Raw genomic sequence first — 10729 nt, forward strand, 5'->3', positions numbered from 1 at the left:
GCCTGTGGCACTTATGTAGGTCACGGGCGGGGTCAAGTCTACCTCGCCACATACGGGAAAGGAAACGCGCAATGTACCTGTTTCTGGCGTTTTTGCTGGTGCCACTGATCGAAATCGGCCTCTTTATCCAGGTTGGCGGGCTGATTGGGCTCTGGCCGACGCTGGCGATCGTGGTTTTGACCGCGATACTGGGCACGACTCTGGTTCGCTCGCAGGGCCGGGTCGCCATGGGCGAGTTGCGCAGTTCCTTTGCCGAATTGAACGATCCGACTGAACCGCTGGCCCATGGTGCGATGATCCTCGTGTCAGGTGCCCTGCTGCTGACGCCCGGTTTTTTTACCGACGCGCTCGGATTCGCGCTTTTGATGCCCCCGGTGCGCAAGGCGGTTTACCGATACCTGCGCGCGCGTGTGCAGGTGCACCAGTTTCAGATGGGTCCCGGCCCCGCGCAGCAACCGCACAGACCGGATGATGTGATCGACGGCGAATACCAGGACGTGACGCCGGCGCGAAAACCGCGAAGCGGCCCGTCGGGTTGGGTCGAGGACAGCAAGTAGCATTGAGATGCCCCGGCCAAGCTGCTAAGCAACGGCAAATCTTGTTTCGAGGAGTTTTTCGATGTCTGACAACGGCGCAGCCGCTGCAAATGGCGGCCAACAACAGCCGCAGGTGAAAATGAACATTCTGGGACAATTCGTGCGCGATTTGTCTTTTGAAAATGTCATGGCGCAAAAGGGTGCGACGGGCGAAGTCAAACCTGATGTCAGCGTTCAGGTCAATCTGGATGCCAAGAAGCGTGGCACCGAGCACCAGTACGAAGTTTCGATCAAGCTCAACGTGGAATCCAAGGCCAAGGACGGTGGCGAAGCGCTGTTCCTGCTCGAAATCGACTATGCCGGCGTATTTCATATCGAAGGCGTACCGGAAGAGCAGCTGCATCCTTTCCTGCTGATCGAATGTCCGCGCATGTTGTTCCCGTTCCTGCGCCGCATCGTCAGCGACGTGACCCGCGACGGCGGCTATCCGCCGCTGAATCTGGAAAACATCGACTTCGTCCAGCTTTACCGCGCCGAAATCGCGCGCCGGCAACAGGCGCAAGCGGCGCAACCGACCAACGCCTGACCGGTTTCGCGCGTCTGATTTACGTGGCTCCAGCCTAGATCAGGCGCGCGACCAGAGCGCGTTTTCACCGAGCTTTGCGACAAACTCGGCATGGGCCTTGCGCTCTTCCTCGGTGATGCGGGCGGGCAGGGGCTTTACCCGTGGCGACGGTCTCCAACTGTCACCGGCAGTGCCGCCGCTCTGTTGCGACCCGGCAGACAACGCAAAATCCGGCTGACGGCCGCCGATCAGTTCCAGATACACTTCCGCAAGGATTTCGGAGTCCAGCAACGCTCCGTGCAGTGTGCGCGCCGAGTTGTCGATCGCGAAACGCCGACACAGCGCATCGAGCGAGGCCGGAGAACCGGGAAACCGTTTGCGGGCGATTTCCAGCGTATCAATCGCCTGCTCCCACGGCAGCTTTGGAAGGTTCATCCAGCCCAGTTCGGCATTCAGGAACTTCATGTCGAACGCCGCGTTGTGGATGACAAGCTTGGCATCGCCGACAAAATCGAGAAACGCCTGACCGATCTCGGCGAATTTGGGTTTGTCGCGCAGGAAATCGTCGCTTAGGCCATGCACCTCGAATGCCTCCTGGGGCATGCTGCGTTCGGGGTTGATATACTGGTGATAGGTGCGTCCCGTGGCGACATGATTGTGCAACTCAACCGCGCCGATTTCGACAATCCGGTCGCCCGACTCGGGATCAAAACCGGTGGTTTCCGTATCCAGCACGATTTCACGCATGGTTCTGCTCTCTCCTGATGTGCGCAACGATCGCCTGCACCTGGGTGCGGGCATGGTCCAGCGTATCGGTTATGATCACGAAATCCGAGCGCGCGCGCTTTTCTGCGTCTGGCATCTGTTTCGCGCGGATCATCTCGAATTGGTCTTGCGTCATGGTTCCGCGGTCGAGCACACGCGCCATTTGAATTTCAGGCGGTACGGACACACAGGCGACGGCATCCATCCCCGCGTCGCCGCCGGTTTCAAAAAGCAAGGGGATATCAAAGACAAGAATGTCTTCGGTTGCATCGGCACGAAACTGGCGGCGATCTTCGGCGACAAGCGGATGCACCACGGATTCGATTTTTCGAAGCGCGGACGGATCGTTCGAAATGATCTCTTTCAACACGGCCCGGTCCACGGCACCGGCACGGATCGCCTGTGGAAACACTGCGCCAAGCGGTTGCACGGCAGCACCATTGGCGGCGTAAATTCGGTGAACGGCGGCGTCGGCGTCCCACAGTGCGCAACCCTCGTCGACAAACATCTGCGCCGTCGTGCTTTTGCCCATACCGATGGAGCCGGTCAGTCCGAGAAGAAAGCTCATTTCAGGGCAGCGGCGCGGGTCGCCTCGTCAATTTCCGGACGCGTACCGAACCACCTCTCAAATCCCGGAACCGCCTGAAACAGCAACATGCCAAGCCCGTCAACCGTCGTGCAGCCGGCCTTGCGCCCAGCAGCCAGCAAACCGGTTTCAAGCGGCGTATAGACAAGGTCGGTCACGACGATACCCGGATGCAAACCATCGAACTGCACCGAAAGCGGGGGCTGACCCGACATGCCCAGCGACGTGGTGTTGACAACCAGCGCGGCGTCCTTGACAGCGCTTCCGGCCTGCACCCAGTCAATAACGCGGATCCGGTGCCCGAAATCCGCCTTGAGCCGTTCCGCTCTCAGTCGGGTACGGTTGGACAGGATAACCTCGGGTACGCCTGCATCGACCAGCGACGAAATCACCGCGCGTGCAGCACCCCCCGCGCCCAGAACCAGCGCAGGACCAGCCTCGGGACGCCAGTCCGGAGCACCGCTGCGCAAGTTTTCAATGAACCCATAACCATCTGTGTTATCGGCCAAAATAGATCCCGCATTCCGAAAAATCAGCGTGTTTGCCGCCCCGATAAGAATTGCCCGGTCAGTGATCTGATCGGCAAAAGCCATCACTTTTTCCTTGTGCGGAACCGTGACATTGACGCCGACAAAACCCATTGCCGGCAAGGTGCGCAAAACCCGTTCCAGATCGTTTTCATGCACATCCATCGGTATGTAATGGCCACGAATGCCATACGTTCGCAGCCAGTGCCCATGCAGCAGCGGAGACCGCGAATGTGCGATTGGTGAGCCAATGACCCCCGCCAGGGGGATGCGCGGCTGTGTCATGACTCGATTTCTCCACGTAGCGCCAGAAAATTCAGCAGCTCCAACAAGGGCATGCCCAGGACGTTGAAATAGTCCCCGTCAATACTACTGAACAGGCGCACCCCCTCTTCTTCAAGCTTGTATGCGCCAACGGCATGGCGAATGCTCTCCCAGTTGCGCGTGATATAACCAGACAGGTAGGCATCTGAAAAGTCCCGCATGCGCAACCTGACCTGACCGACATGTCGCCAGAGTGGCGCACTGTCCTGATAGATCACCGCAGCCGACAGCAAGCTGTGCCTTTTTCCGCGCAGGGCAACAAGCTGGGCATGGGCATCTTCAGGTGTTTTCGGCTTGGAGAGCAGCGAGCGATCGAAATCCAGCACCTGATCACAACCGATAACCAGCGCGCCGGGAGTTTTGTCGCTGACTTTCCGGGCCTTCATTTCAGCCAGCGCATCGGCAATATCGCGCGGCGATGCCTCTTCGGCCAGAAGCGCCGACTTGATCGACTCCTCGTCCACGCGGGGGGCACTGATCTCGAAATCGAGCCCGGCGTTTCTCAGCATTTGCGCCCGGGTGCTTGATCCGGAGGCCAGTATGATCGGGACAGTCATGTGGATAACCGTTGTGCAGTTTTGAGGATCGCGCGGGACAGAGTTGAACGGTTTTCGATCTCGCATGCAAGCCGTAGAAAAAACCGGAATTGCAAAGATTCCATAGCAAGTTCATCCCGGTTGGATAAGGATAACGCCAGAGCTGTGCAGAACAGCGATGTCATGAGTTTATTCGCGATTTATGCACAGGTTAACACTTCGTTAATTTCAGTCAACCAATTGAAAATTAATAAATATTTAAAGACTTTCTCTATTTATGAAGAAACTTCTTAACAACGCCTGAACATGTGTAAAACGCCGGGGATCACCATTTGATCCACAGGATCGGAGCAACCTACATAACCATCATCCTTTCTTCTTTTCTTTTTTAATATTAGGGAGACCCAACCAACACTCCGAGGTGTCCATGACCGACTTTCTGGCGAGCATTTATCCCTGGACCAAGGCGTTTCACATCATGTCCGTGATCAGCTGGATGGCGGGTCTTTTCTATCTGCCAAGACTGTTCGTTCACCATGTTGAACGTGCCCAGGGCAACAAGGACATGACCGATGTATTCGAGATGATGGAAGTGAAACTCCTGCGCGCCATCATGAATCCGGCCTTTGTCGCAACCTGGGTGTTTGGCCTATGTCTTGTCTTCACTCCGGGTCTCGTGGACTGGTCGGAAATCTGGCCCTGGACCAAGGCTACTGCGGTTCTGATCATGTCCTGGTTCCATCACTGGCTGGGCTGGCGCCGCAAGGATTTGCTGAACGGAACCAACACCTGGACGGGCAGGCAGTTTCGCATGATGAACGAACTGCCAACCGTGTTGATGATCATCATTGTCTTGTCCGTGGTTGTGCGGTTCTGATCCGAATTGACTCGGCCCCGGATATTGAGATAGAAGCAGCGAACTTGCCCGTCCGGGCATTGTTTTTCCCTATTCCGAGATATCGCGGCCGAGGCTGATCGTCCGCAGACAGGCGACATATACATGAGCGTTGAAAAGCTGAGCCTTGCCGATCTTAAGGCAAATAGCCCCACGGACCTGTTGGCTATGGCCGAAGAGCTTGAGATCGAAAATGCCTCGACCATGCGCAAAGGCGAGATGATGTTCCAGATCCTGCGCGAACGCGCGGATGAAGGCTGGGAAGTCTCGGGCGACGGTGTTCTGGAAGTGCTGCAAGACGGATTCGGCTTCTTGCGGTCACCGGAAGCCAACTATCTGCCGGGTCCGGATGACATTTATGTTTCGCCGGAAATGATCCGCAAATATTCCTTGCGGACCGGTGACACGATCGACGGTGTCATCGAGGCACCGAATGACAACGAACGCTATTTTGCGCTGACCAATGTTGCATCGATCAATTTTGAAGAGCCTGAAAAGGCGCGTCACAAGATCGCGTTCGACAACCTCACACCGCTCTATCCCGATGAGCGGCTGAAGATGGAGATCGAGGATCCGACGATCAAGGATCGGACGGCGCGGATCATCGATCTTGTCGCACCTATCGGCAAGGGGCAGCGTTCCTTGATCGTTGCGCCGCCCCGGACGGGTAAGACCGTGATCCTGCAAAACATTGCCCACTCGATTGAACGCAACCATCCCGAATGCTATCTGATTGTACTGCTGATCGACGAACGCCCGGAAGAAGTGACGGATATGCAGCGTTCCGTAAAGGGCGAGGTGGTCTCCTCGACCTTTGACGAACCGGCAACCCGGCACGTCGCGGTGAGCGAGATGGTCATTGAAAAAGCCAAGCGTCTGGTCGAGCATAAGCGAGATGTTGTTATTCTTCTCGACTCGATCACAAGACTTGGTAGAGCCTTTAACACAGTGGTTCCGTCATCCGGCAAGGTTCTGACAGGCGGTGTCGACGCAAACGCGTTGCAACGGCCCAAACGCTTCTTTGGTGCGGCGCGCAACATCGAGGAAGGTGGTTCGCTGACCATCATCGCGACTGCGCTGATCGATACCGGCAGCCGGATGGACGAAGTGATCTTTGAGGAATTCAAGGGCACCGGTAACAGCGAAATCGTTCTGGACCGCAAGATCGCGGACAAGCGGGTTTACCCGGCTATCGACATTCTGAAATCCGGGACGCGCAAGGAAGATCTTCTGGTCGATAAGGTCGACTTGCAAAAGACCTTTGTTCTGCGCCGTATCCTGAACCCGATGGGCACAACCGATGCCATCGAATTCCTGATTTCCAAGTTGAAGCAGACCAAGAGCAACAGCGATTTCTTTGACTCGATGAATACCTGATCCCGGTCTGCCGGCACGGAGGTATTTTATGGATACGATCTTTGCGCTTGCCAGTGCGCAAGGCAAGGCGGGCGTTGCTGTTGTCCGCATTTCCGGGCCGCAAGCGCATGTGGTTTCCGCGCGTCTGACCAATCGTGAGACTACAAGTCGTGGTATGCAGGTATGCTCACTACGCGATATAGAGGGTAAGCATCTAGACGACGCTGTCGTATTGAATTTTTTTGCGCCAGCGAGCTTTACCGGCGAAGACGTTGTGGAGTTTCATCTTCATGGCAGTATTGCGGTCGTGACGGCTGTCTTGCGCACGCTCGGACAACTTCCAGATTTGCGCTTGGCTGAACCCGGAGAGTTCACCAGGCGAGCTATGGAAAATGGCAAGTTGGATTTATCTCAGGTCGAAGGTCTGGCGGATCTTATCGAGGCCGAAACCGAGAGCCAGCGTCGACAGGCGCAAGAGGTTCTGTCCGGACGCCTGGGAGAAATTGCCGAGAACTGGCGTGCCTCTCTTATTCGCGCGGCGTCGTTGATCGAGGCGGTAATCGACTTTGCCGACGAGGATATTCCGACGGATGTAACGCCGGAAGTGTCGTCGCTGATCGATCGGGTCATTTCGGATCTCAGGGCTGAAACGGCCGGTGTGCAGATCGCAGAGCGGATTCGCAGCGGCTATGAGGTGGCGATTGTTGGCGCCCCGAACGTCGGCAAGTCAACTTTGCTGAATACGCTCGCCGGACGGGATGCGGCGATCACCTCGGAATTCGCGGGAACGACGCGCGATATCATTGAGGTTCGCATGGATCTCGCCGGGCTTGCCGTGACGTTTCTCGACACAGCGGGCCTGCGCGAAACCACTGACGAGGTAGAGAAAATTGGCATTTCGCTGGCCAGGTCCCGTGCAGAAAACGCGGATCTCAGGGTTTTCCTGGCCGAGGGTCCCGCAGAGCTGCATGTACCGTTCCAGAAGGACGATATTCTGGTCCGGCCCAAGGCGGATTTGCGGCAGGTCAAGTCCGGGTCGGTCTCCGGCTTGACCGGAGAAGGGGTGTCGGACCTTATTTCGCGTATTTCCAAGGTTTTGCAGCACAGATCGGCGCGAGCAGGTGTAGCAACGCGCGAGCGTCACAGGATCGCAATGTTGCGGGCTGAATCTGCTTTGGAAAAGGCACAAGCGCTTTTGTCTGATCGCAGTGAACAGTATGAAATGGTGGCAGAAGAACTGCGAACAGCGATTCGATTCCTTGAGGCGCTTGTCGGGCGCGTGGATGTCGAAAACCTGCTGGATGAAATCTTTGCCAGTTTCTGTCTGGGTAAGTGAGGAGTGTTTCACGTGAAACATTTTGACGTTGCTGTCATAGGTGGCGGTCATGCCGGCGTCGAGGCGGCACATGCTGCTGCCCGAATGGGTGCAAACACCGTGCTTGTCACGCTGAACCGAAGCGGAATAGGGGTCATGTCGTGTAACCCCGCTATCGGCGGGCTCGGGAAAGGGCATCTTGTCCGAGAGATTGACGCGATGGACGGGGTGATGGGCCGGGTCGCAGACCGGGCGGGCATTCAGTTCCGGCTGCTCAATCGTCGCAAAGGGCCGGCGGTACAAGGGCCGCGTGCGCAGGCAGACCGAAAAATCTATCGCGAATCAATCCTCTCCGAAGTCGAAACTCGTGAAAACCTGACCGTCATAGAAGGTGAAGCGACAGATTTCGTGATGGAAAAGGACAAAATAACGGGTCTTGTCCTTGCAGACGGGTCGGAACTGCGGACCGGTACCGTCATCCTGACGACCGGTACCTTTTTGCGCGGTGTCATTCATATCGGTGATGTTTCAAAACCGGGCGGAAGGATGGGTGATAAACCCTCTGTTACTCTTGCAAACAGGCTGGATTCCTTCGGCTTGCCGCTTGGCCGGTTGAAAACGGGTACACCTCCGCGTCTGGACGGCCGAACAATCGACTGGACAGATCTGCAAATGCAGCCGGGCGATGAAGAACCGACGTTGTTCTCATTCCTGTCCAGCGGTGTTTCGGCAAGGCAAATTTCGTGCGGTATCACGCATACAAACGCCAAGACGCATGAAATCATTCAGAAAAACATTTCCCGTTCAGCGATGTATGGTGGTCATATCGAGGGCGTCGGACCACGATATTGCCCTTCGATCGAAGACAAGATTGTGCGTTTCGCGGATAAGGACTCTCATCAGATATTTCTTGAACCCGAGGGTGCGGATGATCACACGATCTATCCAAACGGCATTTCCACGTCGCTGCCGGTTGAAGTCCAGGAAGATTATGTCCATTCGATCAAAGGCTTGGAAAACGCGAAAATTCTGCAGCCGGGATATGCCATTGAATATGATTACGTCGATCCCAGGGTACTGTCAGCGACCCTGGAGCTGCGCGATGTCAAAGGTCTGTATCTGGCGGGCCAAATCAACGGAACAACCGGTTATGAAGAAGCGGCGGCACAGGGTTTGGTTGCTGGTTTGAATGCCGCGCTTGCGATTCAGGGCAGACCACCTGTCATATTCAGCCGCTCCAACAGCTACATCGGCGTCATGATCGACGATCTGACCACACGCGGGGTGTCCGAACCGTATCGCATGTTCACGTCCCGCGCGGAGTTCAGACTTTCCTTGCGGGCGGATAATGCGGATCAACGGTTGACACCGCTGGGAATCGAACTGGGCTGTGTGGGTTCGAACCGTCGTGTGGCTTTCGAGAAAAAGATGCAAAAGCTGGACCACGCGCGTTCCTTGCTGACAGAGAGCAGCTACACACCGAAAGAGCTGTCAGAGGCGGGCATCGCAATCAGTCAGGACGGCAAGCGCCGCAATGGTCTGGATGTTCTTGCATTTCCGGATGTTGGGGTATCCGATTTGGAAGCACTTCTGCCGGAGCTGGCACAGGTGGATCCCGATACGCGTCTTCAGGTCGAACGCGACGCGCTTTATCGTAATTATGTGGCGCGACAGGAAAATGATGTAAATGCTCTGAGGCGCGATGAAGCGCATGCGATACCGGCGGATTTTGATTTTTCCAGGATCAGCGGGCTTTCAAATGAACTGCGGCAGAAACTTGCGACGACGCGCCCTGAAACCATTGCTCAGGCCGCGCGCATAGATGGTATGACGCCATCCGCTTTGGCTTTGATCCTGTCCATGCTGCGGCGTCAGCCCAAAGTCGCGAACAGATGACTCTCGGGCAGGATGATCAACGCAAAACCCTGAATGTTTCACGTGAAACACTGGAGCGCCTTGAGTGTTTCGAGGCGCTGGTTCAAAAGTGGAATCCTAGGATCAACCTCGTTTCCAGAAACAGCCTCAAAGACCTTTGGTCGCGGCATGTCTTTGATTCCATTCAGGTATATCGCCTGAGACCACGGTCAACGCCTTGGGTCGACCTGGGGAGCGGCGGCGGATTTCCGGGTCTGATCGTGGCAATTCTGGCGGCAGAGGACGATCCAGACGCCGATATCACTTTGATTGAAAGCGATCAGCGAAAATGCGCGTTTCTGCGCAACGCAATACGCGAAACCGGGGTGTCTTGCGCGGTCATTCCGCAACGTATCGAAGCGGTCGAGCCCCAGAATGCGAATACGTTGTCGGCGCGGGCGCTCACGAATCTGTCGGGGTTGCTGGAATTTGCCGAAAGACACCTGTCAACCGGTGGAATGGCGTTGTTCCCAAAGGGTGTGTCGTGGCAAAAGGAAGTTGCCGAAGCGCAGCGGTCATGGTGTTTTGAATACGAGCCCATAGCAAGCGCGACCGAGGCGGGATCCGTCATCTTGAAAGTCAAAGGAATATCGCGTGTCTGACTATTCCCAAACACCTCCTCAGATCATTGCTATTGCCAATCAGAAGGGCGGGGTGGGCAAAACGACAACCTCGATCAATCTCGCGGCGGCACTGGCGGAAATGGGTTTGCGCGTGCTGGTGGTTGATCTCGACCCTCAGGGGAACGCATCGACCGGGCTCGGGATTGATGCGGATGCGCGCGAAGCAACAACATATGATCTGCTGGTCGGAGAACTGCCGCTTGATCGTGTCATCCAGGATACCGCGCATGACGGGCTGTGTATCGTGCCCGCGACGGTGGATCTCAGCTCGGCGGATATCGATCTGATTTCAAATGAGCGGCGGATCTTTCTGCTGCATGACGCGCTGCGGCAACCGGATATGAGCGCGTTCGGCTTTGACTATATCCTGATTGATTGTCCGCCATCGCTCAATCTGTTGACCGTGAATGCCATGGTTGCGGCGCATTCCGTGCTTGTTCCCCTGCAGAGCGAGTTCTTTGCGCTGGAGGGGTTATCGCAACTGATGCTGTCTGTTCGCGAGGTTCGGCAATCGGCGAATCCGGGGCTGAGAATCGAAGGTATTGTGTTGACTATGTTCGATAGACGCAACAACTTGTCCCGGCAGGTTGAAGAAGACGCGCGGGACAATCTGGGCGATCTGGTGTTTCAAACACTGATTCCGCGCAATGTCAGGGTCAGCGAAGCGCCATCTTACGCGATGCCCGTGCTGAACTACGACAGCAATTCGCAAGGCGCCGAAGCGTATCGGGCGCTGGCGCAGGAAATAACGAGCAAACACAGGCTGATGGCCGCCTGAGCCATTCGA

The 10729-nt window shown here is 56.2% G+C and carries 12 protein-coding genes; 8 read left to right on the top strand and 4 right to left on the bottom strand.

Going from position 1 to position 10729, the window contains the following annotated elements; translation table 11 throughout:
* The first annotated feature begins 71 nt into the window (after positions 1-71).
* Together AB9K34_RS07940 and secB are read left to right on the top strand one after the other, a co-directional pair.
* Positions 72-557, top strand: a complete 486-nt coding sequence (locus AB9K34_RS07940) for an FxsA family protein (protein WP_369953889.1) — start codon at positions 72-74, stop codon at positions 555-557.
* A 61-nt stretch (positions 558-618) separates the two neighbouring features.
* Positions 619-1122, top strand: coding sequence for a protein-export chaperone SecB (gene secB / locus AB9K34_RS07945; protein ID WP_369953890.1), 504 nt, complete (start codon positions 619-621; stop codon positions 1120-1122).
* 39 nt (positions 1123-1161) lie between these two features.
* On the opposite strand, the gene dnaQ is transcribed toward secB, so the two are convergent.
* From dnaQ to AB9K34_RS07965, 4 genes are read right to left on the bottom strand one after another with little or no spacing between them, the layout of a single operon-like run.
* Complete coding sequence (gene dnaQ, locus AB9K34_RS07950; protein WP_369953891.1) at positions 1162-1848, bottom strand: DNA polymerase III subunit epsilon; 687 nt, start codon at positions 1846-1848, stop codon at positions 1162-1164.
* The gene (gene coaE / locus AB9K34_RS07955; RefSeq protein ID WP_369953892.1) at positions 1841-2434 is read right to left on the bottom strand and encodes a dephospho-CoA kinase; all 594 of its coding nucleotides are present in this window, start codon (positions 2432-2434) and stop codon (positions 1841-1843) included. Before coaE ends, dnaQ begins: the two co-directional genes overlap by 8 nt.
* Positions 2431-3264: a shikimate dehydrogenase gene (locus tag AB9K34_RS07960; protein ID WP_369953893.1), complete on the bottom strand. Its 834-nt coding sequence runs from the start codon at positions 3262-3264 to the stop codon at positions 2431-2433. Before AB9K34_RS07960 ends, coaE begins: the two co-directional genes overlap by 4 nt.
* Entirely contained in the window at positions 3261-3860 is a 600-nt protein-coding gene (locus AB9K34_RS07965) for a nucleoside triphosphate pyrophosphatase (RefSeq protein ID WP_369953894.1), read from the bottom strand. Before AB9K34_RS07965 ends, AB9K34_RS07960 begins: the two co-directional genes overlap by 4 nt.
* Positions 3861-4266: 406 nt before the next feature.
* Here AB9K34_RS07965 and hemJ point away from each other — a divergent pair, with 406 nt between their 5' ends.
* The 6 genes from hemJ to AB9K34_RS07995 all read left to right on the top strand — a co-directional run bounded on the left by hemJ (position 4267) and on the right by AB9K34_RS07995 (position 10720).
* Positions 4267-4716 carry a protoporphyrinogen oxidase HemJ gene (gene hemJ / locus AB9K34_RS07970; RefSeq protein ID WP_369953895.1) on the top strand — a complete coding sequence of 150 codons (450 nt, stop codon included), beginning with the start codon at positions 4267-4269 and terminating at the stop codon, positions 4714-4716.
* A gap of 123 nt (positions 4717-4839) precedes the next feature.
* Complete coding sequence (gene rho, locus AB9K34_RS07975; protein WP_369953896.1) at positions 4840-6111, top strand: transcription termination factor Rho; 1272 nt, start codon at positions 4840-4842, stop codon at positions 6109-6111.
* A gap of 28 nt (positions 6112-6139) precedes the next feature.
* Positions 6140-7426 (top strand): tRNA uridine-5-carboxymethylaminomethyl(34) synthesis GTPase MnmE, encoded by a 1287-nt coding sequence (mnmE, locus tag AB9K34_RS07980; RefSeq protein ID WP_369953897.1) that lies wholly within the window; start codon positions 6140-6142, stop codon positions 7424-7426.
* 3 nt (positions 7427-7429) lie between these two features.
* Positions 7430-9301, top strand: coding sequence for a tRNA uridine-5-carboxymethylaminomethyl(34) synthesis enzyme MnmG (mnmG, locus tag AB9K34_RS07985; protein WP_369953898.1), 1872 nt, complete (start codon positions 7430-7432; stop codon positions 9299-9301).
* Positions 9298-9921: a 16S rRNA (guanine(527)-N(7))-methyltransferase RsmG gene (gene rsmG / locus AB9K34_RS07990; RefSeq protein WP_369953899.1), complete on the top strand. Its 624-nt coding sequence runs from the start codon at positions 9298-9300 to the stop codon at positions 9919-9921. The genes mnmG and rsmG overlap by 4 nt, the downstream gene beginning before the upstream one ends.
* A complete protein-coding gene (locus AB9K34_RS07995; RefSeq protein WP_369953900.1) occupies positions 9914-10720 on the top strand; it encodes a ParA family protein in 807 nt (268 codons plus the stop codon). Before rsmG ends, AB9K34_RS07995 begins: the two co-directional genes overlap by 8 nt.
* Positions 10721-10729 lie beyond the last annotated feature (9 nt).

This window comes from Sedimentitalea sp. XS_ASV28, assembly GCF_041224545.1.
Classification (GTDB): Bacteria; Pseudomonadota; Alphaproteobacteria; order Rhodobacterales; family Rhodobacteraceae; genus Sedimentitalea.

Coding starts and splice junctions, on each gene's coding strand:
- AB9K34_RS07940 (WP_369953889.1), top strand. CDS start 72: ATGTACCTGTTTCTGGCGTTTTTGCTGGTGCCACTGATCGAAATCGGC.
- secB (WP_369953890.1), top strand. CDS start 619: ATGTCTGACAACGGCGCAGCCGCTGCAAATGGCGGCCAACAACAGCCG.
- dnaQ (WP_369953891.1), bottom strand. CDS start 1,848: ATGCGTGAAATCGTGCTGGATACGGAAACCACCGGTTTTGATCCCGAG.
- coaE (WP_369953892.1), bottom strand. CDS start 2,434: ATGAGCTTTCTTCTCGGACTGACCGGCTCCATCGGTATGGGCAAAAGC.
- AB9K34_RS07960 (WP_369953893.1), bottom strand. CDS start 3,264: ATGACACAGCCGCGCATCCCCCTGGCGGGGGTCATTGGCTCACCAATC.
- AB9K34_RS07965 (WP_369953894.1), bottom strand. CDS start 3,860: ATGACTGTCCCGATCATACTGGCCTCCGGATCAAGCACCCGGGCGCAA.
- hemJ (WP_369953895.1), top strand. CDS start 4,267: ATGACCGACTTTCTGGCGAGCATTTATCCCTGGACCAAGGCGTTTCAC.
- rho (WP_369953896.1), top strand. CDS start 4,840: ATGAGCGTTGAAAAGCTGAGCCTTGCCGATCTTAAGGCAAATAGCCCC.
- mnmE (WP_369953897.1), top strand. CDS start 6,140: ATGGATACGATCTTTGCGCTTGCCAGTGCGCAAGGCAAGGCGGGCGTT.
- rsmG (WP_369953899.1), top strand. CDS start 9,298: ATGACTCTCGGGCAGGATGATCAACGCAAAACCCTGAATGTTTCACGT.